At 67.5% G+C, this 25112-nt stretch carries 21 protein-coding genes and 1 pseudogene; 9 read left to right on the top strand and 13 right to left on the bottom strand.

Going from position 1 to position 25112, the window contains the following annotated elements; all coding sequences use genetic code 11:
* Positions 1-896, top strand: an 896-nt coding sequence (locus DN412_RS24695) for an ATP-binding response regulator (RefSeq protein WP_133303076.1), incomplete at its 5' end; no start/stop codon positions are given.
* A 33-nt stretch (positions 897-929) separates the two neighbouring features.
* Here the strand turns inward: DN412_RS24695 and DN412_RS43825 are convergent.
* The 4 genes from DN412_RS43825 to DN412_RS24680 form a co-directional block, all read right to left on the bottom strand.
* A complete protein-coding gene (locus DN412_RS43825) occupies positions 930-1097 on the bottom strand; it encodes a hypothetical protein (protein ID WP_164704949.1) in 168 nt (55 codons plus the stop codon).
* A 261-nt stretch (positions 1098-1358) separates the two neighbouring features.
* Complete coding sequence (locus tag DN412_RS24690) at positions 1359-1781, bottom strand: VOC family protein (RefSeq protein ID WP_078199940.1); 423 nt, start codon at positions 1779-1781, stop codon at positions 1359-1361.
* A gap of 29 nt (positions 1782-1810) precedes the next feature.
* Positions 1811-2926 carry an NADH:flavin oxidoreductase/NADH oxidase gene (locus tag DN412_RS24685; protein WP_078199939.1) on the bottom strand — a complete coding sequence of 372 codons (1116 nt, stop codon included), beginning with the start codon at positions 2924-2926 and terminating at the stop codon, positions 1811-1813.
* Between the two features lie 88 nt (positions 2927-3014).
* Positions 3015-3461 (bottom strand): hypothetical protein, encoded by a 447-nt coding sequence (locus DN412_RS24680; protein ID WP_115213989.1) that lies wholly within the window; start codon positions 3459-3461, stop codon positions 3015-3017.
* A gap of 131 nt (positions 3462-3592) precedes the next feature.
* Here DN412_RS24680 and DN412_RS24675 point away from each other — a divergent pair, with 131 nt between their 5' ends.
* Entirely contained in the window at positions 3593-5410 is a 1818-nt protein-coding gene (locus tag DN412_RS24675; protein WP_115213988.1) for a bifunctional metallophosphatase/5'-nucleotidase, read from the top strand.
* Positions 5411-5475: 65 nt separating this feature from the next.
* Here the strand turns inward: DN412_RS24675 and DN412_RS24670 are convergent, their stop codons facing one another.
* Together DN412_RS24670 and DN412_RS24665 are read right to left on the bottom strand one after the other, a co-directional pair.
* On the bottom strand, positions 5476-6816 hold the full coding sequence (locus DN412_RS24670) for an MFS transporter (protein ID WP_115213987.1): 1341 nt from the start codon (positions 6814-6816) through the stop codon (positions 5476-5478).
* A 238-nt stretch (positions 6817-7054) separates the two neighbouring features.
* Positions 7055-7822 carry an SDR family NAD(P)-dependent oxidoreductase gene (locus tag DN412_RS24665; RefSeq protein WP_115213986.1) on the bottom strand — a complete coding sequence of 256 codons (768 nt, stop codon included), beginning with the start codon at positions 7820-7822 and terminating at the stop codon, positions 7055-7057.
* A gap of 164 nt (positions 7823-7986) precedes the next feature.
* Here DN412_RS24665 and DN412_RS24660 point away from each other — a divergent pair, with 164 nt between their 5' ends.
* The 6 genes from DN412_RS24660 (at position 7987) to DN412_RS24635 (ending at position 15262) form a co-directional block, all read left to right on the top strand.
* Entirely contained in the window at positions 7987-8580 is a 594-nt protein-coding gene (locus DN412_RS24660; protein ID WP_115213985.1) for a TetR/AcrR family transcriptional regulator, read from the top strand.
* Between the two features lie 101 nt (positions 8581-8681).
* Positions 8682-9983, top strand: coding sequence for an MFS transporter (locus tag DN412_RS24655; RefSeq protein WP_115213984.1), 1302 nt, complete (start codon positions 8682-8684; stop codon positions 9981-9983).
* A gap of 124 nt (positions 9984-10107) precedes the next feature.
* Entirely contained in the window at positions 10108-11034 is a 927-nt protein-coding gene (locus DN412_RS24650) for a LysR family transcriptional regulator (protein ID WP_115213983.1), read from the top strand.
* A gap of 239 nt (positions 11035-11273) precedes the next feature.
* A complete protein-coding gene (locus DN412_RS24645) occupies positions 11274-12413 on the top strand; it encodes a porin (protein ID WP_161564039.1) in 1140 nt (379 codons plus the stop codon).
* 13 nt (positions 12414-12426) lie between these two features.
* Positions 12427-13764 carry an MFS transporter gene (locus DN412_RS24640; RefSeq protein WP_161564038.1) on the top strand — a complete coding sequence of 446 codons (1338 nt, stop codon included), beginning with the start codon at positions 12427-12429 and terminating at the stop codon, positions 13762-13764.
* A 4-nt stretch (positions 13765-13768) separates the two neighbouring features.
* On the top strand, positions 13769-15262 hold the full coding sequence (locus tag DN412_RS24635) for a carboxylesterase family protein (protein WP_115213980.1): 1494 nt from the start codon (positions 13769-13771) through the stop codon (positions 15260-15262).
* Positions 15263-15300: 38 nt separating this feature from the next.
* Here DN412_RS24635 and DN412_RS24630 read toward each other — a convergent pair whose 3' ends face one another.
* Positions 15301-15939: a CDP-alcohol phosphatidyltransferase family protein gene (locus DN412_RS24630; protein ID WP_115213979.1), complete on the bottom strand. Its 639-nt coding sequence runs from the start codon at positions 15937-15939 to the stop codon at positions 15301-15303.
* Between the two features lie 9 nt (positions 15940-15948).
* Entirely contained in the window at positions 15949-16239 is a 291-nt protein-coding gene (locus DN412_RS24625; protein ID WP_115213978.1) for an antibiotic biosynthesis monooxygenase family protein, read from the bottom strand.
* Positions 16240-16390: 151 nt separating this feature from the next.
* On the opposite strand from DN412_RS24625, the pseudogene DN412_RS24620 reads away from it, so the two are divergent.
* Positions 16391-18180, top strand: a pseudogene (locus tag DN412_RS24620) (ExeM/NucH family extracellular endonuclease).
* Here the strand turns inward: DN412_RS24620 and DN412_RS24615 are convergent.
* The 5 genes from DN412_RS24615 to DN412_RS24595 all read right to left on the bottom strand — a co-directional run bounded on the left by DN412_RS24615 (position 18132) and on the right by DN412_RS24595 (position 25102).
* Positions 18132-18599, bottom strand: coding sequence for a DUF2127 domain-containing protein (locus tag DN412_RS24615; protein ID WP_115213977.1), 468 nt, complete (start codon positions 18597-18599; stop codon positions 18132-18134). The pseudogene DN412_RS24620 and the gene DN412_RS24615 overlap by 49 nt on opposite strands.
* Before the next feature lie 78 nt (positions 18600-18677).
* Positions 18678-19106 carry a hypothetical protein gene (locus tag DN412_RS24610; RefSeq protein ID WP_078199921.1) on the bottom strand — a complete coding sequence of 143 codons (429 nt, stop codon included), beginning with the start codon at positions 19104-19106 and terminating at the stop codon, positions 18678-18680.
* A 23-nt stretch (positions 19107-19129) separates the two neighbouring features.
* Positions 19130-20242: a YbhB/YbcL family Raf kinase inhibitor-like protein gene (locus DN412_RS45930; protein ID WP_115213976.1), complete on the bottom strand. Its 1113-nt coding sequence runs from the start codon at positions 20240-20242 to the stop codon at positions 19130-19132.
* Positions 20243-20375: 133 nt separating this feature from the next.
* The gene (locus DN412_RS24600) at positions 20376-21905 is read right to left on the bottom strand and encodes an efflux transporter outer membrane subunit (RefSeq protein WP_244222771.1); all 1530 of its coding nucleotides are present in this window, start codon (positions 21903-21905) and stop codon (positions 20376-20378) included.
* A gap of 11 nt (positions 21906-21916) precedes the next feature.
* On the bottom strand, positions 21917-25102 hold the full coding sequence (locus DN412_RS24595) for an efflux RND transporter permease subunit (protein WP_115213974.1): 3186 nt from the start codon (positions 25100-25102) through the stop codon (positions 21917-21919).
* Between the last annotated feature and the right edge of the window lie 10 nt (positions 25103-25112).

Below are 25112 nucleotides of genomic sequence, written 5' to 3'. Positions count from 1 at the left end.
ACGCTGCGCGCCGTAAGATTGGCATCTTGGGCGCCGACGCCTTGCCAATTGCGGAGAGCGCCGCCGCCATCGTCAGCGCTCTACAAAAAACCGGTCACACGGCTCTGCCGCGCAGCCTCCTAGTGCTGCGCAACCTGATCGCCAATGCCATCCGCTATACGCAGCAAGGCGGCGTGCTGGTGGCCTGCCGCAAGCGCCGGCTGCACGCCATGATCGAAGTGTGGGACACCGGCATCGGCATCCCCGCCGCGCAGCACCGCGACATCTTTCGGGAATTCCACCAGCTGGGCAATCCGGAGCGTGACCAGCGCAAGGGGCTCGGCCTGGGCCTGGCCATCGTCGACGGCCTGGCGCGCACCATGCGCACACGCGTAACACTGGGCTCGCTGCCCGGGCGGGGCTCAGTCTTCCGTTTCAGCATGCCGCAGGCATGGGGCACCCCCGAGGAGGCCCCACGCCCGCCGGCAGCGCGCGGGCTGGACGGTCTGCATGTGCTGGTGATCGACGACGACGTGGCCATCCGCACCGCGATGTCCGAATTGCTGGCGGCATGGCACTGCGAATGCCGTACGGCCGAATCCGACGAAGAAGCGCTGGCGGCACTGGCCACCTTCACACCAGCGCTGATCCTGGCGGACTACCGCCTGCGCGGACACCGCACCGGCCAGGAAGCGCTGGACGCGATCCGGCAGCGGCTGGGCCGCCAGGTGCCGGCAATCATCATCACGGGGGACACGGCGGCAGACCGCCTGCGCACCGCGCACGCGGCAGGCACCGCGCTGCTGCACAAGCCAGTGGTGCCGCAGGAGTTGCAGGCAGCGATCGATACCCTGCTGCACGAAGCGGCCGCGCAGGGCGAAGACAACCGCGGCCGTCAGGCGGCCGTGGCAAAGTAAGCGGCGCCCCGGTTCAGTCCGGGGCCAGCGGCGTCAGCCGCCCGAGTGCAGCGGGGACAGCGAATAGGCAAGCACCAGTCCCGCCACGATCGCCGGGGAACCCAGCCGGATCGCCGCGCTGCGGGACAGCGAGCCCAGATACACGTACAAACACACCAGCACCATCGCAGTCACATACAGCAGGCTGTCATAGACTTGCATGGATGTCTCCCTTGCCATTGTTCTTATTGCTTTACTTCGGTGGGCTGCCGACGGGGCGTGATGCGGGGGTCTTGCGGGACTGCGTGGGGCGCTCCGTCGCCAGCATGCTATGGCTGTCTGTTGGAAGCATAGTCACCACTTCGACGGAGCGCGGCAATCATGGAAATCCCTTTGCGGCACCGCAACAGTCATGGTGCGATGCCGCACGGATGTCTTGATACAAGGGATCCATGCGTGCGCAGCGGCACGCACTGGCCGGTCTCAATCCGCGGGCAGCATCTCAGGATTCCACGCGATTTCCCACAGATGCCCGTCGGGATCCTGGAAATAGCCGGCGTATCCGCCCCAGAAAGTGTCCTGCGCCGGCTTGACCACGCTGGCGCCCGCGGCCAGCGCCTGAGCCATCACCGCATCCACTTCTGCCTTGTCGCCGACGTTATGCGCCAGCGAGAAATCGGTCTGTGCGCGCGGCGTCACGGGCAGTCCGGTGTCATGCGCAAGACTGGTGCGCGGCCAGAGCGCCAGTTTCAGACCGGACTGCAAGTCGAAAAATGCCACGGCGCCGTGCTCGAACTGCTCGCCGACGATGCCGGCGGTGGTCAAGCCCAGGCCGTCGCGATAGAAGCGCACCGCACGCTGCAGGTCGTCCACACCCAGCGTGATCAGCGTAATCCGGGGTTTCATGGCGGCTATCTCCTGTTGCGATCGGCAGCCTAGCGCTGCCCGAAAGCCGCGTCGGCGAACAGGTCCTTCAGCTCGCGCGGCTGCGACCGCCAGTATTGCTTCGGCGCCTGCACGCTGGCGCCCAACCGCGCGGCCGCATGCCAGGGCCAGCGCGGGTCATACAGCATGGCACGGGCCAGCGATACCGCATCGGCCTCTTGGTTGGCGATGATGGCCTCGGCCTGCTCCGGCTCGGTGATCAGGCCCACCGCAATGGTCGGCAGGCCAACCTCGGCCTTCACGCGCTGCGCGTAGGGCACCTGGTAGCCCGGCCCGAGCTTGATCGCCTGCTGCGGCGACACGCCGCCAGTGGTTACATGGATTGCCGCACAACCGCGCGCCTTCAGCGCCTTCGACAACGCCACCGTTCCTTCGATATCCCATCCGCCAGGCACCCAGTCCGTTGCCGAAATACGCATCCATACCGGACGCTCCGCCGGAAAAGCCTCACGCACCGCGTCGAACACCTCGATCGGGAAACGCATGCGGTTCTCCAGGCTGCCGCCGTATTCGTCGTCACGATGGTTGGCCAGCGGCGACAGGAACTGATGCAGCAGGTAGCCGTGCGCGGCATGGATCTCGATCCCATCGAGCCCCAGCCGCGCCGCGCGCCTTGCCGCCGCGACAAAGTCATCGCGCACCTTGTCCATGCCGGCGCGGTCCAGCGCGACAGGCGGGACTTCTTCCGCGCCATGCGGGACCGCAGAGGGCGCCACCGCATGCCAGCCACCGGGCGCATCTGGCGCGATCTGCTGCCCGCCATCCCACGGCGCCTGGCTGGACGCCTTGCGGCCGGCGTGCGCCAGCTGGACTGCAATGGCGATCGGCGAATGCGCGCGCATCGCCTTGACCACGCGGCCAAGCGCCGCCTCGTTGTCGTCCGAATACAGGCCCAGATCCTGTGGCGTGATGCGCCCTTCCGGCGAGACTGCGGTGGCTTCCACGATCAGCATGCCTGCGCCTGACAGCGCGAGCGAACCGAGGTGGATCATGTGCCAGTCCCCCGCATCGCCGTCCTGCGCGGAATACTGGCACATCGGGGCGATGATGATGCGGTTGGCGAGGGTGAGGTTGCCGATGGCAAGGGGGTCGAAGAGGTGGGGCATGCGGGGGCTCCTGGCGAGTCAGGGTGGCCCGTCTGGGCCTGAATCTGAGATTCTAGGCCGATGGCGGAATTGGTGCAGGCGGCCTCCTTCAGCGCCGCCGCACCCCCGCGCGCATCTCGGCTTCCATCTGCTCAATAATCGCCACCCGCTGCACACAATCCCCCGGCACCGCTTTGCACAGCGCCTTATCATCAACCTTCAGCTTGCGCTGCAGAACACGAAACTTGCCCAGATAGACCTGAGCCGCACGCTCAGCCCCAGGCAACGACAAGCGGGCTGAATTATTAGCGCCTGCCCACGCATAGTAGTAATGCCCCAGCAACCGGGCCTCAGTATCGCCCTGCCCCCGCGGAATCGCGCGCGCCACTGCGTCGATGCAAGACTGGTACTCGTCTGCATCTTCATGCATGTATTCCTGGCACGCCGACATGGCATGCCGGGCCGCCTGAGCGACGGCCGGCGGCAGTTCGGTGGTGGCAGCCTGGCCGATGCCCGCGCAACAGGCCAGTGTGCAAGCGATCAGGTATTGACGCATGTGAGGTCACTCGATGGGTTCTATCACGCTTCAGGGTAACGTCCTTGCGTGACATCCAGGCGTCATGATGCAGTCACGATGGGCCCATAGAGTGGCGGCCTGCTGCCTCCTCTGAAAAAGGAAAGCCCCACATGACACGCAAACGGTATCTCATCGCGAGCCTGAGCGCGCTCGCCGGGATTGTTGCCGCCTGCGGATCCAGCAGTGACGACGGCAGTCTGGCGCCGGCAGCTGATGCCGCGGTCTCGGTCAAGATCATCGGGCTGAACGATTTCCACGGCAATCTGGAAGCTCCTGGCGGCAGCGTGGTGGTGCAGGATGCCGCCAATGCCGCTGGCACCAGGGTTTCGGCTGGCGGCGCGGCCTATCTGTCGACGCTGATCCAAGCGCTGCGCGCGAAGAATCCCAACAACGTGGTGGTGGCGGCTGGCGACATGGTCGGCGCTTCTCCGCTTGTTTCCGGGGCCTTTCATGAGGAGCCGACCATCGATGTGCTGGGCCAGATGGGCCTGGAGATCTCGTCGGTCGGCAATCATGAGTTCGACAAGGGCCGGGATGAATTGCTGCGGCTGCAGAACGGCGGCTGCTTCCCCAAGTCGGCGGACGGCCGGCGGGGCATCGTCGGGGTCGATACCTGCATGACCAACGACGCTTACGCTGGGGCGAAGTTCCAGTACCTGGCGGCCAATGTCATCGACCAGGCTACTGGCAAGCCCTTGTTGCCGGCCTACAAGATCAAGACCTTTGGCTGGGCCAAGGTGGCCTTTATCGGCATGACGCTGAAGGATACGCCCACGGTCGTGACGCCCGCGGGAACGGCCGGCCTGACGTTTGAAGCCGAGGCCGACACGGTCAACAAGCTGATTCCTGAACTCAGGCAGCAGAACGTCAACGCCATCGTGGTGTTGATCCACGAGGGCGGATCGACCACGGCCAGCACGGTCAATGACAAGAGCTGCCCGGGACTGAACGGCGCCATCGTGTCGATTGCCGACAAGCTGGATCCGGCGGTGGATATCGTGATCAGCGGCCACACCCACCAGGAGTATGTGTGCACCCGGCCTGACGGCAAACTGCTGACCCAGACGGGCTTCTATGGGCGTATTGCCTCGGAAATCGATATCACCCTCGACCCGGTGACGCGCAAGATCTCATCCAAGGTGGCGAACAACCGCGTGGCGGTGAACGATCTGGTGATCAAGGACAGCAAAGGCAATCCGATCCCGCTGCCTGCCGGCTACACGGCGCTGGCCAGGGACAGTGTCGTCGATGCTATGGTTGCCCGATACGTGGGACTGACCGCCCCGATCAAGAACGCAGTGGTAGGCGCCATCACCGCCAGCATCGACCGCACCCAAACCACCGCCGGCGAGTCGGCGATGGGCGACCTGGTGGCAGACGCCTACCTGGCCGGCACCTCGGACGCATCGTTCGGGCCCGCGGTCATGGCATTTACCAATCCGGGCGGCCTGCGCCAGAACCTGGTGTACGACGCCGCCAGCAATGGGCAGACCACCTTTGGCCAGCTCTATGCAGTGCTGCCGTTCGGCAACAGCATGGTGACGATGAGCCTGACGGGCGCGCAGATCCTGCGCCTGCTGGAACAGCAATGGGAGGCACCGCAGCCTGCGGGGGGCCGCGTGCTGCAGGTTTCCAGCGGCTTCACCTATACCTGGGACGCCAGCAAGCCGGAAGGCGCTGTGGCGGGACAGGGCAATCGTGTCGACCCGGCGTCGATCAAGCTCAACGGTGTGCCGATCGATCCGGCCAAGACCTACCGCGTCACGGTGAATAACTTCATGGCGTCGGGGGGCGATAACTACACGGTGCTGAACCAAGGCACGAACCAGCAGGCCGGGCCCGTCGACATCGATGTCTTCGAGGCCTACTTCAAGGCAAAATCCCCGGTCAGCCCCAGCGCGACGAACCGGATCACGCGCCTGAACTGATACGCACCGGGGTGCTTCGGCGGGCTGGCGGAGGGATATGAGACCCTCCCCTGTTCCCCGACTCCTTACGCCTGCGGCTTCTTTGCCGCCAGCCGCATCCAGCTCGCCACCGCCGCGACCCCGGCAAACCCCGCGCCCAGTGCCAGGGCCAACCCCGGCCCGTGATTCCCGGCGATGCCAAAGCACAGCGCCACCAGCGCCGCACCGGTGGCCTGCCCCAGCAGCCGCGCCGTGGCCACCACGCCGCTAGCGCCGCCGCTGCGCTCGCGCGGGGCGCTCGTCATCAGCGCCTTGAGGTTGGGCGACTGGAAGAAGCCGAAACCGGCGCCGCAGATGCACATGCGGATGCCGATATCGAACGCGCTGGGGTCGGCCGGCAGCATGGCCAGCGACAGCATGCCGGCGCTGAGCACAGCCAGCCCCACGCCGCCGAGCACGGCCGGCGGATAGCGATCAGACAGGCGCCCGGCCAGCGGCCCGATCAGCGCCACCACGACGGACCATGGGGTCAGCAGGAAGCCGGTCTCGACCTGCCCGCGCCCGAGCACGTGCTGGAAGTAGAACGGCAACGACACGAAGGCCAGGCCCTGCGCCGCGAAGGAGCACACGGCGGTCAGTGTCGACAGCGCGAACATGGGCCGCCGGAACAGGTCCACCGGCAGCATCGGCGCCGGATGGCCACGCTCGCGCCACAGCAGCAGGCCGAACGTCACCACGAAGATGCCCGCCGCGGCCAGCGACAGATGCAGTGGCGCGCGCTGCGCGCCTTCGCCCAGCGCAAGGATCAGCGCGGCGAAGGCAATCATGCTGAGCACCGCGGCGACTCGGTCGAAGCCGTGCGTGCTGCGCGCCGTCTGCGGCAATGCGCCGCGTCCGATCGCCAGCGCCAGCAGGCCGATCGGCAGGTTCACGGCAAACAGCCACGGCCAGGTGCCGAACGAGAGGATCACCGAGGCTACGGTGGGGCCTACCGCGAACGACACGCCCACCACCAGCGCATTGAGCCCGAGCCCGCGCCCGAGCCGGTGCGTGGGGAAGATGGCGCTGATCAGCGCCGTGTTGACGCTCATGATGGCCGCCGCGCCAATGCCTTGCAGCACCCGCGCCGCCGCCAGCGACGGCAGCGACCACGCCAGCGCACACACCACGGAGGCTGCGGTGAACACCACCACGCCGCCAAGGTAGATGCGCCGGTGGCCCACCACGCCGCCCAGCGCCGCGAACGGCAGCAGCGTCGACACCATCGCCAGCTGGTAGGCATTGATCACCCACACCGACGCCGCCGGGGTGGCGCGCAGGTCGGCAGCGATCGACGGCAGCGCCGTATTGGCGATCGCGGTATCGAGGGTGGCAAGGGCGACGGCGATGAGGATGGCTGCCATGCCGCGGCGCTCGCGCGAAGTCATGGCAGCGTCCACGGTGGAAGCGGACTGGAGGGGTGCTGTGCTGGACACTGTCTTTACCGGTTGCCGCCACGGCCGGGATCAGTGGTGCAAGGGCTGCACGCTGGCATGGCGATCGTCAGGCAAGACGATACGGGAAAACGCTTCAACGTGCTGAAGACGCGTTCATATGTATGCAAATTGTCTACCCCCTGCCTGGCCAATGCCGCTGCGGCACTGGCCGGTTACCACACTCCTGGCGTTACTGCACCGACAGCCCGCCATCCACGCCGATGCTCTGCCCGTTGATAAAGCGCCCGGCCGGTGCCGCCAGCAGGACGGCAAGCCCCGCGACATCGCCGGCCTCGCCGATGCGGCGCATCGGTATGCCCGCCGCCAGCCGCGCCTCGCGCTCCGGATCGCCCCACAGCGCCTCGCGCGAGAACTCGGTGCGCACCGGGCCGGGATTGATCGCGTTGACGTTAATTCCGGACGGACCCAGTTCCAGCGCCAGGCTGCGTACTGCCTGGTCGGTGGCAGCCTTGGTCACGCTGTACATCCCCAGGAAGGCAGAGCCGCGCTTGGCGGCAATGCTCGACATGAAGATGATGGATCCGTCACGGCGCTCGATCATCTGCGGGGCCAGCGCGTTCACCAGCACCAGGTTGCCACGCACGTTGCCCGCCATGGCTGCATCGAACACCTCAGGCCCCTGGCTCAGCATCGACCCGGGCTGGCCGCTCGCGGCGGCATTGAGCACCAGTGCATCGACGCGCCCATACGCGGCCAGCGCCTGCTCGGCGAAGGCTCGCACGCTGTCCACGTCGGCGATATCGCAGGCGATGCCGGTGGCGCGGATGCCCTCGGCCTCCAGCAGCCTGGCGGCTTCGCGCGACGTGGCTGCATCGCGCCCGGACACCACCACCGCGGCGCCGGCCGCGCCAAGCGCGCGCGCCATTTCCAGGCCCATGCCGCGCGTGGAGCCGGTGATAACGGCAACGCGGCCGCCTAGGTCGAATAGGTTCTGCATGACTGATCACTCCTGTGAGGATTGGGGAGCCGGCGCCTGGACGGCACATCGGCACAAATGAGGCGAAAGGAACACTATAAATAGATGATGTCTGTCATCTATTGAATAAAGTATGACTATCATCTAAACTGCGGTCAAGGCAGAAATCACGAAGAGGTCTTCAGATGGCACGGGCATCACGCGAACAAACCGACAAGAATCGCGAGGCGATCGAACAGGCGTCGTCGCGCCTGTTCCGCGAACGCGGCCTGAACGGCGTCAGCGTGGCCGAGTTGATGGCCGACGCGGGCCTGACCCATGGCGGCTTCTATGGCCACTTCGCGTCCAAGGACGCGCTGGCTGCGCAGGCCTGCAAGCGCGCGTTCGAAGAATCGAATACCCGCTGGGAACGCCGCCTGGCCCGCGCCGAGGGCGACCGCAAGGCAATGCTGGCCAACCTGGTCGAGCCCTACCTGACCGCCGCGCATCGCGCCAACCCGGGCGTGGGCTGTGCCGCCTCGGCCCTGGCCGTGGACGTGGCCCGTGAACCCGCCGGCAAGCCCGTGCGCCAGGCCTATGTGGAAGGCTTGCGGACCATGGTCGATGGCATGGCGCAGACCGTGGATGCCGACGATCCGCAGGAACGCCACGACGAAGCACTGGTGCGCATGGCCTTGCTGGTCGGCGCCCTCACGCTGGCGCGCGCCACCGATGGCGATGCGCTCTCCGATGACATGCTGAACGCCGTGCGGACCCGCCTGCTGGGCAGCACTGGCTAGTTCCGAGCTTTCCCCCAAGCCTTACCCCCCCGCCGCCAGACACAGCGGAGATGGCCGCGTTTTGCCCTTTGAATCCACCAGACCCTGATCACGAGACACCTATGTTCGCGCAAGCCCTTTCCAGCCGGCTCGACCGGCGCGGCATCCACTACGCGTGGCTGGTCGCCACCCTGACCTTCCTGGTGATGCTCACCACCTCGGCCGCGCTTGGCCTGCCCGGTGCCTTCCTGAAGCCACTGACCAGGGAGATGGGCTGGAACACCGACCAGATCTCATCGATCCTGGCCTTCCGCTTTGCACTGTTCGGGCTGATGGCACCGTTCTCGGCGCTGCTGATGGACCGCTTCGGCGTGCGCAACGTGGTCTGCGCCGCGCTGGCGCTGATTGCCGGCGGCATGGCGCTGGCCACCGTGTCGACCGAGCTGTGGCAGCTCTTTGTCGCGTGGGGCCTGATGCTGGGCGTCGGATCGGGGCTGACCGCGCTGGTGCTGGCAGCGGTGGTCGCCAACCGCTGGTTCAGCGCGCGGCGTGGCCTGGTGATCGGCATCCTGACCGCCAGCGCGGCCACCGGGCAGCTGGCCTTCCTGCCGGTGGCCGCCTGGCTGATCGAGCATATGGGCTGGCGCGTGGCCGTGCTGCCGGTGCTGGCTGCCTGCGCGGCGCTGGCACTGCTGGTGTTCGGGCTAATGCGCAACCGGCCCGCCGATGTCGGCCTGGCTGCGTTCGGTGAAGTTCCGGCCCATCCAGGCACGCCGCCCGCCGCACAGCCCGTCACGCCGTTCACGCTGAGTGGGCCGTTCCGGGTGCTGCGCGATGCTGCCCGTACCCAGACCTTCTGGGTCCTGGCGGGTACCTTCTTCATCTGCGGACTGAGCACCAACGGGCTGATCCAGACGCATTTCATCGCGCTGTGCGGCGACTTCGGCATGGGCCCGGTGCCGGCCGCTTCGGCGCTGGCGATGATGGGGGCGTTCGACTTTGTCGGCACCATCCTGTCGGGCTGGCTGTCGGACCGCTACGACAGCCGCAAGCTGCTGTTCTGGTACTACGCGCTGCGTGGCCTGTCGCTGTTCTGGTTGCCGCATTCGACCTTCACGCTGTACGGCCTGTCGATCTTTGCGATGTTCTACGGCCTGGACTGGATCGCCACGGTGCCGCCCACCGTCAAGCTGGCGGCAACTGCTTTCGGGCGCGAGCGCGCGCCGATGGTGTTCGGCTGGATCTTCGCGGCCCACCAGATCGGCGCGGCCGTGGCGGCGTTCGGCGCGGGGCTGAGCCGCACGCTGCTGCTGACCTATACGCCGGCGCTGTATGCGGCGGGTGCGGCGTGCATGGTGGCGGCGTTGTTGGCGCTGATGGTCAGTCGCGCGGCATCGCAGCCGTTACAGGCGCAGCGGGCATAGCGCTGCGGCCACCTGGCGGGATCGGCTGCGACGCTGACAGAACCGGGGCGCGGTTGGGTTACCATGCTGGCGCGCCACGGCTGTTGCCCGGCCACCCGCCCCCCTGCCACCACCCGATTCCGCCATGACGCCATTCAAAGGCAAATTACGCCCGCGACACCTGGAGGTCATCTTGTCCGTGGCGGACCTTGGCAACCTGTCCAAGGCGGCCGGGCAACTGCACATGACGCAATCCGGGCTGTCGCGCGCCGTGGCAGAGGTCGAAGACATTGTCGGCGGCAAGCTGTTCGAACGCTCCGCCAAAGGCATGGTCAGTACCGCGCTGGGTGCCGTGATGTGCCGCTACGCGGCGCTCCTGCTCAGCGACATGCACAAGGCCGAAGCGGACCTGGCCGCCGTCGCCGGCGGCGGTGCCGGCACACTGGTAATCGGGTGTTTCTCGATGTTCACCCGCTGGCCGGTCGCCGAGGCGATCCTGGCCTTTCGCAAATCCAGCCCCGGCGTGCAGATCACGGTAGAGGTCGGCAGGCACGAGTCCCTGATCGAGCGGCTCGACACGGGAGCCATCGACCTGCTGATCAGCCGCAGTCCGCGTTCACTGAACGGGCAGACCTACCGCACCGTGGAGCTGACTGAAGATGGCGTTGCGCTGGCCTGCGCCCCCGACCATCCGCTGACACGGCTGCCGGACGTGACCATGGCGGATTGCGTGCGCTACCCATGGATTTCCGCGCCGCCTGGCAGCCTCATGCACGAACTGATCCATACCGAAGTTCGCGAGGCCGGCCTGAAGCCGCCCGAGATCCTCGGCGCCCTGTCGCTTGAGCTTGGCCGCGAGCTGGTCTTATCCGGCGAATTCCTCTGGCTCCTCGCCGGCAGCACGGCACGCCACCTGGCCTCGCTTGGAGAAGTCGCGGTATTGCCCGTGTCCTTCGCCCTGAATCCTGGTCCCATAGCGGCGATCTGGCGCCGCGACCGCAGCAGCACGCGCGCCGCCCGGGCCTTTATCGTCGCGCTGCGGCACGCTGTCGGCGCGACGCACGGCAGCTGATCGCCGGCCTTCCCCATCCGCTTCATCAGCGGCCGCAAAGCGTGCGGCGCCCACTGTCGGCGGGTCATGCGTACATCGCATGGCAATTCTCAGAACTGTCATGACTTAAGCCTCACTCCTGACGCTACTATCGGGTCACCGCGCAACCGTCGCGCAACCTGGCGCAACGGATGGCGGCGCAAGGCCGTCATGCCGCAGAGCATGGCGCCAATACGATAAAAGTGGAACGGAGGAGACGCATGAACTTGCAGTTTGCAGGAAGGGGCACTTGCGCCCGTGCGGCAACGGGCTATCTGGCGGGCCGTCGCGGCGCCCGGGCAATTTCCGCGCTCGGCCTGTTTGCCGTGAGCACTGCGGCGCAGGCCGATGGCCTGAGCGTCAGCGGCCTGGCAGCCGGCGGCATTACCTATACGTCCAATGTCGGCGGCTCGGCCCGCTATGGCGTGGATTCCGCTCCGCTGCGTCCAAACTATCTGGCCTTCAACGGCTCCGAAACCATCGCCGCCGGCACCTCGGCGTACTTCCGGCTGGCCGGCCGCTACCTGCTGGACAACGGCAACACCATCGGGCAGCTGTTCAACACCTATTCGATCGTCGGCCTGCGCGGCGACCTGGGCGATATCTCCCTCGGCAATATGCGCGACTTCATGTTCGAGTATTTCACCGTGGGGGGTTTCAGTGGTTCATGGTACGGCGGCTTGTGGGGAGCGGGCCAGGGACCATTCCAGAACTTTGGCGGCGTGTATGGCGGTGTTCGCGGCGGCTCGGCCGACTACGACCGGTCCAACGGCGAAGCGCTGGGCAATGGCATCAAGTACGCCACACAGCTCGGGCCGCTGAAGCTCGGAGTCATGTACGCCTTTGGTGAACGCCCTGGCTCGGTCCGCGATGGCAGCTCCTACAGCGCCGGGGCCTTGTATGAATCGGGGCGCTTCGGTGCCACGGTGGCCTTCACGGACTTCAGCGACAGCAGCACGCCCACCAGCAATGCCCATATCCGCACGCTGGGCAGCGGGCTCAAATGGGGAACGCGCGACTGGACCTTCGCGGGCAGCTACTCGCGCACGGAGAACGCCGCCACCGACGGCGTCATCAACAACTTCGGCATCGGCGTGACCAGATCCTTCGGTGACCGCTATGGCCTGACTTTCCACTATCAGTACATGAAAGGCAACGGCGTGCTGCAGGACCGCCATGCACACCAGTTCCTGGCACGCGCCGAGACCTCGCTGTCACAGCGCACCCGCGTCTATGTGCAAGCCGCATACCAGCGCGCCGGCGGCACCGCCGATGCCAAAGCGTGGATAAACGGCGTGGCCGGGCCTGCCGATGGCAAGCAGCAGACCGTTGCCGGGTTGTTCGTGGAACATACGTTCTGACGGAGGGCAACCCATGACAATGCCTCCACCTGCATCCACCCTGGCCGACGTCGCCGCCGTACTCGACAGCGCGCCCGCAAACCGGCGGCGCACCCTGGTCATCCTGATCTGCTTTGCCATCGTGGCGATCGAGGGTTTCGATGCTGCCATCATCGGCTTCGTGGCACCCCAGATCACCGCGCACTTCCACAGCACTCCGGGGCAGACTTCGGCGGCGATCGGGGCTGGCATGCTGGGGCTGCTGATCGGCTACCTGGCCGGCGGCATATGGTCCGACAAGCGCGGGCGCCGGCCGGCGCTGGCGGCCGGCACGGCGCTGTTTGGCCTGGCGTGCATCGGCTGCGCCTTCAGCGCCGCGCTGCCACAGCTGATCGGATGGCGGCTGGCGACCGGTATCGGGATCGGCATCGCCATGCCGCCAATCGGTGCGCTGCTTGCCGAAGTGCTGCCCTCCGGGCGGCGCGCGTCGACGCTGACCGCGGTGTTCTGCGGCTTCCTGCTCGGCTCGGCGCTGGCGGGGCTGCTGACCGGCCTGCTGATTGAGCGCATCGGCTGGGAGGGCCTGTTCGTGCTGGGCGGTGTCGCGCCGCTGCTGTGCCTGCCCGCCGTGCTGGCCCGCGTGCCGGAGTCCCCGATGTACCTCGCCCACCGCGGCGCCGAGTCCGCCCGCGTGCGCCAGGCGCTGGCCAGGCTCGGCATCGCGGTCGACGCGGCGACGCAGTTCCTGGCGCCGCGCACACAGACGGGCCAGGCAAACGGCAGCGTGCGCGGCCTGTTCTCGCCTGCACTGATCCGCACCACGGTGCTGCTATGGGCAATCATGTTCCTGATCCTGGGCAGCTTCTACGTGATCGCCAGCTGGCTGCCAACGCTGATCCGCGAAGGCGGCGCCAGCGTGGCGGCGGCCTCGCGCACGGCCGCGCTGTTCCAGTCCGGCGGACTCGCCGGTGCCGTGGTCGCCGCGCTGGCGATCCGCCGGGTGCCGCCGCTGCGCTACGTCGGTGCCGCGTGGCTGCTGGGTGCCGCGCTGCCTCTGTGGATCGCAGCGCCCGCCGCCACGCCTGTTTATGCCGTGCTGGTGTTCTGCGCCGGTTTCCTGGTCAGCGGCCCGATTGTCGTGGTCAACGCCGTCATGGCGATGGCCTATCCCACGCCGGTGCGCTCCATCGGCGCAGGCTGGGCCAGTAGCGCCGGCCGGCTGGGCTCGTTTGCAGGCGCGGGATCGGTCGGCTGGCTGGTGCAGCATGGCCTGGCCCTGCACCAGTTGATTGCCGGCATGGCCGTGACGGTGTTGGCCAGTGCGCTGATCGTGTTGTTCTTGTCCCGCTCCATGCGGGCCTCAGGAGGCTGAACTAATGAATTGGAACGAAAAGACAGCAGTGGTATCGCTAAGCAGTGGCCTGGCCCGCGGAGAAGTCCGCGATGGCGTGGCCGTGTTCCGGGGGCTTCCCTATGGCGAACGCATCGACCCGTCGAGCCGCTTGTCAGAACTCAGGGCACCCACACCCTGGCCAGGTGAACGCGATGCGACTGCGTTGGCGGCGGTGTTCCCGCAGGCCAGGTCGCGGCTGGCCGCGGTGATGGGCAACGGCATCGATGCCAATGCGCAATCCGAGGATGCCTTCGTCCTGAATGTCTGGGCGAGTGCCGAGGCGGAGTCAATGCCGGTGTTCGTGTTCATCCACGGCGGCGGCTTCATGTCTGGCGGAGGCTCGGCGACCTGGTATGACGGCGAACGGCTGGCCCGTGAAGGCCGCATGGTGGTGGTCAGCGTCAACTACCGCCTTGGCGCGCTGGGGCACTACGTGGAGGGCGACGACACGGCCAGCGGCAACCGGCCGGTGCGCGACCTGCTCCACGCCCTGGCGTGGGTGCAGCGCAATATCCACGCGTTCGGCGGCGACCCTGCCGCGGTGACGGTGGGCGGCCAGTCCGCCGGCGCCTGGTATGCCTGGCTGCTGGGCATCAGCCCCGCCGCGCGCGGCCTGCTGCGCCGGAACCTGCTACTCAGCGTTCCGGCCGTGCCGCCGCAGACACCCCAGGAGGCCCGTGCCACCAGCGAGGCGTTCCGCGCTCACGCCGGCGGACCCCCGTTTGATTCGATACCGGTTGCCGAGGTGTTGGCGGCGCAGGGCGAACTGATGCGCTCACGCGCAGGTTTCGGAGAGATTTCAGTTGGCTTCCGCCCGGTGGAGGAAGAGGGCCTGGTGCCTGGCTGGCTCTTCGATGTGCCGCGTGCAGCGGCGGCCGCGCATGTCGACGCGACGCTGCTCGGTTTCACGGCCGAGGAAAACACGGCGTTCCTGTTCGCGCAGCCGGCAGTGACCGGCGCCAGCGAAGCCGAGGTCCGGGCCTGGTTCGACCGTGCATTCGGCGCGCGGGCCGGGCACGTCTACGACCGGCTCGCCGCGGCACGCGCCACCCCCACGCCCTACACGCAACTGGTCGACGGCAGCAGCTACAAGGTCTTCATGGCCGGCACGGAGCAGATCGCCGGCGCCTTCGGCGCGCGCGGCATACCGGTGTTTCCCTATCGCTTTGCGGTGCAGAGCCAGGTTCCGGGCCTGATGAGTCCCCATTGCATGGAGTTGCCGTTCCTGTTCGGCAACCGGCCGGCGTGGGCCGACGCGCCGATGATCATGGAAGTGCCGGAGCCGGTGTTCGAACGCGTTGGCGCGGCGTTCCGGAACCCCATTGTCGGGTTCGTCCGCGATGGCAAGCCAGGACCGGCACAGTCATGGCCGGCGTTCATGGCGGCGACGCCGCAACTCGCGGAGTTCCGCGAGGACGGCCTGGCAATGCAGCCCTGGCAGCTGCTGTCGCCGGGGTCCGGCGCGACGCCGGCCTGACGTCGCGGCACCGAGCCGGCGCGCGCGGCACCGGCCGGTCAGAACTTCGGGATGCGCAGCGTCTTGCTGACCATCAGCGTGCCCGACAGCGCGAACAGCAGCACCAGCGGATGCAGCACCGCCGGGCCCAGCACCCACGCGCCGCCCGGCAATTCGCCGCCAAGCTGGCCCTGCCACGCACACCATGCCAGCACTGCGGTCAGCAGCACACTGGTCGGGATCGGCGTGCCTTCGAAGTAGGCCACCTTGCCGCTGTCGCTGCCCTCCGCCAGCGATTCGGCGGTGACGTTGAAGCGTGCCAGCCGGCTGACGCCGCAGCAGACGAAGTAGATCAGCACGGCCAGGTCCCAGCCGCCGCGCATGCCGGCGGCGAAGGCCAGCGTGGCCGGCCCGACGCCGAACGAGATCACGTCGGCCAGCGAATCCAGCTCGCGCCCGAGCGCGGAATGCGCATGACGCCAGCGCGCGATGCGGCCGTCGAGCACATCGAAGATAAAGGCCAGCGGCGCCAGCGCCGCCGCCGTGAAGAAATGCGACAGCTGCTGGTCGGCCACGAAGAACATGGCGAAGAACACCGACCCCATGCCGCAGGCCGCGTTGCCCAGCGTGAAGACATCGGCCAGCTGCAGTTCACGCAGCATCGAGAAATGGCGGGGACGTTCCGGCCGGGTGCTCATGGCGCGCGCTTACAGGACCTTGGCCACGTGATGCACATTCGGCGGGGCGGCAAAGGTCTCGCCAACCAGGCCGCGCCATTGCTCGAACTCGGCCGATTCGCGGAAATGGACCATATGGTCTTCCACGGTCTCCCATTCGACCACCAGCGTGTAGTGTTCCGGCTGCTCGATCGAGCGGAACAGCTGTACGCCGTGGCAGCCGCGCGAGCGCAGGAACAGCGGCGTGGCCTGGCTCACGCCCTGCTCGAACTGCTTGTCCATGCCGGGCTTGATGGTGATTTGTGCGATTTCCTTGATCATGGCGGTTTTACCAATGGAGTAGATGCCGGCGCACCGGCGGGTGTCTGCTACCTTAGCACGATCGCGGCGCCACATGCCGGCTGCAAGCATTCCGTTACACGCGGGGGTTAGCATCGTCCACCCTGCCACTACCTGCCGACCACGCCATGCGATTGCCCTGCCTAAGCGCCACCTTGCCCGAGCCATTTTCCCGGCCCTCGCCTTGACCTGCCTGCCAGCCGCGCGTGCTGCATCGCAGCCATGCGGCACGCCCGCGACACCGATCGCCGAGATCCAGGGCGACGCCGCGGCATCGCCGCTCGCCGGCCGCGTGGTGGAGGTCGAGGCAATCGTCACCGCGGATTTCAGCGGCGACGGCGGGCTGCGCGGCTTCCTGCAGACCGCGGACGCGCAGCGCCTGCACCGGCCCGGCGTCTCCGAAGGCCTGTTCGTCTACGCTCCGCGCACAACGGCACGCGCCGGCGACATGGTGCGCGTATCCGGAAGGGTCGAAGAGAAATTCGGGCAAACGCAGCTGGTACTGTCAGGCGCGCTGGCGGTCTGCGCGCGCGGCATGACGGTGACGCCCCAGTCGCTGACATTGCCGGTCGTCGGCGAATCCGACCTGGCCGCGCGTGAAGGCATGCTGCTGCGCCTGCCGCAGACGCTGACGGTCGCCGATACGCATGAGCTGGGCCGCTATGGCACGCTAACGCTGAGCGAGGGGCGCCCCATCGCGCCCACGCAAATGGCCATGCCCGGCACAACCGCGCTGCAAGCCACCGCCGCCAATGCGCGCAACCGGCTGCTGCTCGATGATGGCTCCACGCGCCAGTATCCCGCCGTAGTGCCCTACCCGCCCCCGCAGCTGGCTGCGGACCATCCGGTACGTGCAGGCGACACGGTCACCGGCGTGCAAGGGGTGCTGGAAAAACGGCACGGACAGTGGCGCCTGCAGCCGGTGCCCGGTGCGGGTGCGCCGGTGTTCCAGGCCACCAATCCACGCCGCGGTGCGCCGCCGCGCCATCCGGCCACCACGCTGCGCGTGGCCGCCTTCAATCTGCAGAACTACTTCAATGGTGACGGCCAGGGTGGCGGCTTCGGGGCTCCCGCCAACCGAGGCGCGCAGAACGCTGACGCGCTGGCGCGCCAGGAATCCAAGCTGGCCGCCGCGCTGTATGGACTAGACGCGGACGTGATCGGCGTGATGGAGGTGGAAAACAACGGCTACGGCCAGTACAGCGCGATTCGCCAGCTGGCGTCACGGCTCGGGCCAGGCTGGCGCGTGCTCGATCCCGGCACGCCGGCCCTTGGCAGGGATGCCATCGCGGTCGGGCTGCTGTACAACGCCAGCACCGCCATACCCGCCGGCCGCGCGGCCACCACATGGCTGGGCGAGCGCAGCCGCCAGCCGCTGGCCGGCACCTTCCGCGCAATGGCCGGCGGCACGCCGGTCACGGTCGTGGTGAACCATTTCAAGTCCAAGAACTGTATGGAAGCGGCCGGCGCACAGGCCGATCAGGGCGATGGCCAGGGTTGCTGGAATCCCGCGCGCGTGCAGGCGGCCGAGGCACTGGCCGAGTGGCTGGGGACCACGCCGACCGGGGTAACCGGCGCAGCCGTGCTCGTGATCGGCGACCTGAACAGCTACGCGATGGAAGACCCCGTGCGCGTGCTGGCGCGCCGCGGCTATGCCGACATGGTCGCGCAGTTTGCCGGAGGGCAGGCCTACAGCTACGTCTACAACGGCCAGGCCGGGTATCTCGACCACGCGCTTGCCGATGCCGCCGCAGCCCGGCAGGTGATGCGTGGCATATCAATGCCGACGAACCCGGGGCCTTCTCCTACGCCCCGACACCGGGCGCGCCAGCAGCAGCGGCCCACTATGCACCCGGCCCCTATCGCTCGTCAGATCATGATCCGTTGGTAGTCGACTTCGCCAGCAGCCCGCGCGCGAGGTAGAGCACCACCAGCAGGTTGGCGGCCGCCAGCCCGCCATGCAGCCAGCTGGGGTGGACAAAGGCCTCGTACAGTTCCAGCGGGATATAGATCCCGCCGGACCACACGCCGATCCAGTTACCCCATGCCAGGCCGCGCCACAGCCCGTACGCTTCGGCAAAGCGCATCAGCACATAGACCGCCGCCGAACCGCCGATGGCCCACAGGCGGCCGTTGCCCGGATGCTGGAGCAGCGACAGGAAGATGGTGGGATAGCGGCTGGCCGGATTGACGTGCAGGCGCTGGATGACGGCCTCCGCCAGCGCCTGGGCGTCGCGGTGCAGCAGCGCTGCCAGGCCCAGGCCGGCAACGATCACCAGCAGGCCCTTGGCGGCCTCGAACAATGCGATCCCTTTCAGGCCCAGCGCGCCCTGCTTTGCCATGCGATGTCTCCGGTCGATGCAAGAACTGCAAAGCCGGTATTGTGCCGCACAGGCGGGAAATGAGCCTCAGGTTTGGCTTCAGCGGCCGTACTCGCGCTCGCGCATCGGGCCGTCGGCATCGATGCCGCCGCTGGCAGCGATGGGGCCGTCGACGGTCAGCGGTCCGGCCACGGTCAGGTCGCCCTGGACCACCATGTCGCCATGCACCGTCACCGGGCCATTGAAGACTTTGAGATAGCCGCTGCCGTATGGCAACCCCCGCGCGCTGGCCGGTCCGGTGAAGTACGCCGCGGTGAGCGGGCCGCTGGCAAAGACGTTGCCGGCGACAATCAGCTTGCCATGCACGGTCAGCGGCCCCTGCACCTGCGCCGAACCACCGATGGTGATCGGCCCGGACTCATGGGGTTGGGCGTGCAGCGGGCCGGCCCAGGCCAGCAGCACCAGGGCCGCCGCCGCCAGCCGCCATGATAGCCCGCCGGCATCGATGCGCAGCATTCGGTGCGACATGTCTTGCCCTCCGGCAGCCTCGCCTACCGCTGCAGCTTCTGGTAAGTGCCGATCAATTCCGCGCTGGCCACCACGTGGCCGTGCATTGCGCGCTCCAGCGCCGCCTTGTCGGGCTTGCCAAGGTCAGGCAGCGCCACGTCCAGCGCATACAGCTTGAAGAAATAGCGGTGGCGGCCGATCGGCGGGCATGGGCCGCCATAGCCGGTGCGGTGCCAGTCGTTCAGCCCGCTGCGCGTGCCGGCGGGCAGCCCGGCCTTGCCGATATCCGCCGGCAGCGCCTCCGCCTGGGCCGGCAGGTTATAGAGCAGCCAGTGGACCCAGGTCATTTTCGGCGCGGCGGGGTCCGGCGCATCGGGATCGTCGACGATCAGCGCCAGGCTGACCGTGCCGGACGGCAGGCCGGTCCAGGCAAGCGGCGGAGAGATATCGGCGCCTTCGCAGGTGTGCTGTGCGGGGATCTCGCCACCCGGGACGAATGCGGTCGATTGCAGCTGGAATGGCATACGGGCCTCGCTGGACGCACTGTGGGATGGCTCCAACTTAGGCCGGATCTCCACGCCGCGCAAGGCGATGGCGGCAGCGGGCGCCTCCAGCAGCGCCTTGAGCCGGCGCACGGCTTCGGTGGACTCGGCCTGGACTTGTTCGCGCAGCATCAGGCGGTTGATCAGCGCAAAGAGCAGCGTGGGCGACCGGTAGCGGAATTCCCGCTCAATGCGCGTGCGCCCGACCGACGGGGTCAGCGACGGCGTCATGGCGGGCGTGAGCCGGTAGGTGATGGTGCCGACCCGGCGCCCTTCGGCCACGCCTTCGATCGACCACGTGCGCGGCCGCTGGCTTTCGATGACGGTCCAGACCACCGCGCCACCGCGCTGCGCGAGCATGAAGGTCTCGGTCACCCGCTCGCCCTGTCCCAGCGGATGATCGGTCGCTCCCGTCACGGCGAGCGAGGCCGGTTGCCATTTGGGCCAGTGCAGCGGCGTGGACACGTAGTCGAAGACCTGGGCCGGCGGGCGGGCAATCACCACCTCGTCATGGATGGCGGTGCGGTCGGACCAGGGCAGCGGCGCCAGCAGCGTGCCCACGGTGATCGCTGCGAAGATCAGTCCCCAGAACGGTTTCCTGTGTCGAACAAGCATGGCGGCGGGACGGGACGCATCCGGGGGGCACCCGTGCATCCCATACGCGTGGCGCGATGCTTCCAGTGTAGTGACTGGGAAGCATCGCGCCAGTCCCGCCCGCTTCAGTCCCGCCCGCTTCAGTCCCGCCCGCTTAACGCGTCTGGGAAGCTGGCGCGTCCGCGGCTGGCGCCGGCGCGGCCGCCACCGTTTCCGGCAGCGGGCCCCAGCCACCGCCCAGCCGGCGCACCAGCGACACCGTTGCGGCCGCGCGCAGGCCGGCCACCTGGTTGGCGTCGCGCTGCGACTGCAGCACGGTGCGGTCGGCATCGATCACCGTCAGGTAATCGACCGCGCCGGCGTCATAGCGGCTGCGCGAGATCCGCGCGGCGCGCCGGGCGCCGCCGAGTGCGCTGTCCAGCGCGCCGGCCTGCTGGCTGAGCCAGCGCACGTCCGCCAGGCTGTCTTCCACCTCGCGGAAGGCCACCAGCACGGTCTGCCGGTAGCTGGCCACGGTTTCCTCATGCGCGGCGCGGGCGCCGGCAAGGTTGGCGCGGTTGCGGCCGCCGTCGAACACGGTCTGTGCGATGGTGGAGCCGATCAGCGGTCCCAGTGCCCAGGTGCGCGACGACCACTTGAACAGATTCGACAGATCCCCCGATTCAAAGCCGAACAGCCCCGACAGCGTGATGCGCGGGTAGAACGCCGCCTTGGCCACGCCGATGCGCGCGTTGGCCGCCGCCATCTGGCGTTCCGCCGCGGCGATGTCAGGCCGGCGCTCCAGCAGTTCGGACGGCAGCCCCGCCGGGACCGCGATCGGCGCGGCGTCCAGCGGGCGAGCCGCCAGCGAAAACGCCGCCGGCGGCACGCCGGTCAGCACCGCCAGCGCATGCTCCTGGCTGGCGCGGCGGCGCTCGATGCTGGCCAGGTCGGCGCGCGCGGTGCCGAGTTCTGCTTCGGCACGGGCGGGATCGAGGTCGGTGGTTTCACCGGCGTCATAGCGCTTCCTCAGCAGCGACAGCGCATCCTCGCGCAGCTTGATGGTGGCATTGAGCAGGTCGCGCTCGCTGTCCAGGGTGCGCAGCGCGAAGTAGGCCTGCGCCACATCGGCCTGCAGCGCCAGCTGCACCGAGCGGTACAGGTCCTCCGCGGCCTCGCCGTCCGCCCGGGCGGCATTGACGCTGGATGCGACGCGGCCGAACAGGTCCAGCTCATAGCTGGCAAAGGCGCGCGCCTTGAGCACGGTCTGTGGCGAGACCCGCGTGCCGTCGGGCAGACCCTGCGACGCCGCCGACGGCTGGCTGCGCGTCGGGTCCAGGCCCACGCTCAACTGCGGGTAGAGGTCCGCCTCAGTGGCGCCTGTGAAGGCGCGTGCCTGCTTCAGGCGGGCAGCGGCAATCGCCAGGTCCTGGTTGGAGCTGCCAGCCGCGTCGATCAGGCGGTCCAGCTCGGCGTCGCCGAAGATCTTCCACCAGTCGCCTCGATTCTGGCCTTCGGACGGCGTCGCGGTCTTCCATTGCGCGCCTTCGGCTTGGGCGGCCTCGGCCTCCTTGAAGGCCGGCACGGTGGCCGTTTCCGGCACCTTGTAGGTCGGGGCCAGCGAGCAGCCCGCCAGGACTAGCGCCGCGGCCAATGTCGCCAGTTTAGGCAGCCAGGATGTTGTCGAAAATGCAGGGGCATTCATGTCTATCACCATTATTCAGCCGATGCAGTCAGTTGCGCGCTTTGCTCCTGCGCAGCCGCGCGGCGCTGGCCGCGCGTGGCCAGCAGGCGCAGCGCCACGTAGAACACCGGCGTCAGGAACAGCCCGAAGAAAGTCACGCCGAGCATGCCCGCGAACACCGCCACGCCCATGGCATGGCGCATCTCGGCGCCGGCGCCGGTGGAGATCACCAGCGGCACCACGCCCATAATGAAAGCGAACGAGGTCATCAGGATCGGGCGCAGGCGCAGGCGGCTGGCTTCGATCGCGGCCTGCACCACGGTGCGGCCGTGATGCTCCAGCTCGCGCGCAAACTCCACGATCAGGATCGCGTTCTTCGCCGACAACCCCACCAGCACGATGAAACCGATCTGCGTGAAGATGTTGTTGTCGCCATGCGTGAGCCACACCCCGGTCATCGCCGCCAGCAGGCTCATCGGCACGATCAGGATCACCGCCAGCGGCAGCGTCAGGCTTTCATACTGGGCAGCCAGCACCAGGAACACCAGCAGCACGCACAGCGGGAAGATCCACACACCCGCATTGCCGGCCAGGATGTCCTGGTAGGTCAGCTCGGTCCATTCGAACTTCATGCCCTTGGGCAGGGTCTCGGCGGCAATGCGCTCGGCCGCGGCCTGGGCCTGGCCCGACGAGAACCCGGGCGCGGGCCCGCCGTTCATGTCGGCGGCGGTAAAGCCGTTGTAGCGCACCACGCTGTCGGGACCAAAGCCCTGCTTGACCTGCACCAGCGACGACAGCGGCACCATGTCGCCGGCGGCGTTGCGCGTCTTCAGCTGCAGGATGTCCTCGGCATGGGCGCGGAACGGCGCGTCCGCCTGCACCTTGACCTGATAGGTCCGGCCGAACTTGTTGAAGTCATTGACATAGGACGAGCCCAGGTAGGTCTGCAGCGTGTCGAACACCTCGGTCACCGGCACGCCCAGCTGCTTGGCCTTGACGCGGTCCAGCTTGACGTCGAGCTGCGGCACGTTGACCTGGTAGTTGCTGAAGATGCCGGTCAGCTCGGGCGTGGCGCGTGCCTTGTTGGCAAACGCGTTGGTGGCCTCGAACAGCGCGTCATAGCCCAGCGCGGCACGGTCCTCGATCATCAGCTTGAAGCCGCCGATGGTGCCCAGGCCCTGCACGGGCGGCGGCGGGAATACCGCGATAAAGGCATCCTGGATGGCCGCGTACTTCTGGTTCAGGTCGGCCGCAATCGCCGCGCCGGACAGTTCCTTGGTCTTGCGCTCCTCGAACGGCTTGAGCGTGGCGAACACAATGCCGGCGCTTGGGCTGTTGGTGAAGCCGTTGATCGACAGGCCCGGGAAGGCCACCGCCGATTCCACGCCCGGATGCTTGAGCGCGATATCGCTCATCTTGCGGATCACGTCCTCGGTGCGGTCCAGCGTGGCGCCGTCAGGCAGCTTGGCAAAGCTCACCAGGTACTGCTTGTCCTGCGCCGGCACGAAGCCTTTGGGCACCATCTGGAACACGCCCCAGGTCAGCACCAGCATCACCGCGTAGACACCGAATACCGAGCCCTTGCGGCGGATCACACCCTTCACGCCGCGGCCATAGTTCTCGGCGCTGCGGCCGAAGAAGTGGTTGAAGCGCTTGAAGAAGCCGCCGAACACGCGGTCCATCCCGCGCGACAGCCAGTCCTTGGGCGCATCATGGCCGCGCAGCAGCAGTGCCGACAGCGCCGGCGACAGCGTCAGCGAGTTGAACGCCGAGATGATGGTCGAGATCGAGATGGTCAGCGCAAACTGCTTGTAGAACTGCCCGGTCAGTCCGGTCATGAAGGCCAGCGGCACAAACACGGCGATCAGGGTCAGCGCGATGGCGATGATCGGGCCGCTGACTTCGCGCATGGCCTTGTAGGTGGCCTCCTTCGGTGACAGCCCTTCCTCGATATTGCGCTCGACGTTCTCCACCACCACGATCGCATCATCGACCACGATACCGATCGCCAGCACCAGCCCGAACAGCGACAGCGCGTTGATCGAGAAGCCGAACGCATGCATCAGCCCGAAGGTACCGACGATCGACACCGGCACCGCCAGCAGTGGGATGATCGATGCGCGCCAGGTCTGCAGGAACAGGATCACCACCAGCACCACCAGCGCGATGGCCTCGAACAGCGTATGCGTCACCGCCTCGATCGAGTGGCGCACGAACTGCGTGGGGTCATAGACGATGCTGTAGTCGATGCCGTCCGGGAAGTTCTGCTTGAGCTCTTCCATGGTCTTGCGCACGTCATCCGAGATCTGGATGGCGTTGGAGCCCGGTGCCTGGAAGATGGGGATGGCCACCGCGGGCTTGTTGTCCAGCAGCGAGCGCAGCGCGTATTCGGACGCGCCCAGCTCGATGCGGGCCACGTCCTTCAGGTACGTGACCACACCGTCGGCGGAAGTGCGTACGACGATATCGCCGAACTCCTCCACCGTGCTCAGGCGGCCCTGCGCATTGACCGACAACTGCAGGTCAGCACCCGGCAGCGCCGGCGACTGGCCGATCACGCCGGCCGCAACCTGCACGTTCTGCTCGCGGATGGCCTTGATCACGTCGCTGGTGGCAAGCTGGCGCTCGGCCATCTTGTCGGGGTTGAGCCACACGCGCATGGCGTAGTCGCCCGAGCCGAACAGCTGCACCTGGCCCACGCCCTGCAGGCGCGCCAGGCGGTCCTTGACGTTGATCACCGCGTAGTTGCGCAGGTAGGTCATGTCATAGCGGTCGTTGGGCGAGACCAGGTGGACCACCATGGTCAGATCCGGCGAGCTCTTGACCGTGGTGATGCCCAGGCGGCGCACGTCTTCCGGCAGGCGCGGCTCGGCTTGCGAGACGCGGTTCTGCACCAGCTGCTGGGCCTTGTCCGGGTCGGTGCCCAGCTTGAAGGTCACCGTCAGCGTGAGCAGGCCGTCGCTGTTGGCCTGCGAAGACATGTACAGCATGTTCTCGACGCCGTTGATCTGCTCTTCCAGCGGCGAGGCCACCGTCTCGGCAATCACCTTAGGGTTGGCGCCCGGATACTGCGCGCGCACCACCACCGACGGCGGCACCACTTCCGGGTATTCCGAGATCGGTAACTTGAACATCGATATGGCGCCAATCAGGAAGATCAGCACCGACAGCACCCCCGCGAAGATGGGGCGGTCGATAAAGAATTTAGAGAGATTCATCTTGGTCTCT

Origin of the sequence: Cupriavidus lacunae, from assembly GCF_003353055.1 — a bacterium.
GTDB classification, from domain to species: Bacteria; Pseudomonadota; Gammaproteobacteria; order Burkholderiales; family Burkholderiaceae; genus Cupriavidus; species Cupriavidus lacunae.
This window is presented reverse-complemented; position numbering and strand designations above follow the sequence as displayed.

Bases quoted from the DNA above. Each gene is read 5' to 3' on its own strand.
- DN412_RS43825 (WP_164704949.1), bottom strand. From the start codon at position 1,097: ATGCAAGTCTATGACAGCCTGCTGTATGTGACTGCGATGGTGCTGGTG.
- DN412_RS24690 (WP_078199940.1), bottom strand. From the start codon at position 1,781: ATGAAACCCCGGATTACGCTGATCACGCTGGGTGTGGACGACCTGCAG.
- DN412_RS24685 (WP_078199939.1), bottom strand. From the start codon at position 2,926: ATGCCCCACCTCTTCGACCCCCTTGCCATCGGCAACCTCACCCTCGCC.
- DN412_RS24680 (WP_115213989.1), bottom strand. From the start codon at position 3,461: ATGCGTCAATACCTGATCGCTTGCACACTGGCCTGTTGCGCGGGCATC.
- DN412_RS24675 (WP_115213988.1), top strand. From the start codon at position 3,593: ATGACACGCAAACGGTATCTCATCGCGAGCCTGAGCGCGCTCGCCGGG.
- DN412_RS24670 (WP_115213987.1), bottom strand. From the start codon at position 6,816: ATGACTTCGCGCGAGCGCCGCGGCATGGCAGCCATCCTCATCGCCGTC.
- DN412_RS24665 (WP_115213986.1), bottom strand. From the start codon at position 7,822: ATGCAGAACCTATTCGACCTAGGCGGCCGCGTTGCCGTTATCACCGGC.
- DN412_RS24660 (WP_115213985.1), top strand. From the start codon at position 7,987: ATGGCACGGGCATCACGCGAACAAACCGACAAGAATCGCGAGGCGATC.
- DN412_RS24655 (WP_115213984.1), top strand. From the start codon at position 8,682: ATGTTCGCGCAAGCCCTTTCCAGCCGGCTCGACCGGCGCGGCATCCAC.
- DN412_RS24650 (WP_115213983.1), top strand. From the start codon at position 10,108: ATGACGCCATTCAAAGGCAAATTACGCCCGCGACACCTGGAGGTCATC.
- DN412_RS24645 (WP_161564039.1), top strand. From the start codon at position 11,274: ATGAACTTGCAGTTTGCAGGAAGGGGCACTTGCGCCCGTGCGGCAACG.
- DN412_RS24640 (WP_161564038.1), top strand. From the start codon at position 12,427: ATGACAATGCCTCCACCTGCATCCACCCTGGCCGACGTCGCCGCCGTA.
- DN412_RS24635 (WP_115213980.1), top strand. From the start codon at position 13,769: ATGAATTGGAACGAAAAGACAGCAGTGGTATCGCTAAGCAGTGGCCTG.
- DN412_RS24630 (WP_115213979.1), bottom strand. From the start codon at position 15,939: ATGAGCACCCGGCCGGAACGTCCCCGCCATTTCTCGATGCTGCGTGAA.
- DN412_RS24625 (WP_115213978.1), bottom strand. From the start codon at position 16,239: ATGATCAAGGAAATCGCACAAATCACCATCAAGCCCGGCATGGACAAG.
- DN412_RS24615 (WP_115213977.1), bottom strand. From the start codon at position 18,599: ATGGCAAAGCAGGGCGCGCTGGGCCTGAAAGGGATCGCATTGTTCGAG.
- DN412_RS24610 (WP_078199921.1), bottom strand. From the start codon at position 19,106: ATGTCGCACCGAATGCTGCGCATCGATGCCGGCGGGCTATCATGGCGG.
- DN412_RS45930 (WP_115213976.1), bottom strand. From the start codon at position 20,242: ATGCTTGTTCGACACAGGAAACCGTTCTGGGGACTGATCTTCGCAGCG.
- DN412_RS24600 (WP_244222771.1), bottom strand. From the start codon at position 21,905: ATGAATGCCCCTGCATTTTCGACAACATCCTGGCTGCCTAAACTGGCG.
- DN412_RS24595 (WP_115213974.1), bottom strand. From the start codon at position 25,102: ATGAATCTCTCTAAATTCTTTATCGACCGCCCCATCTTCGCGGGGGTG.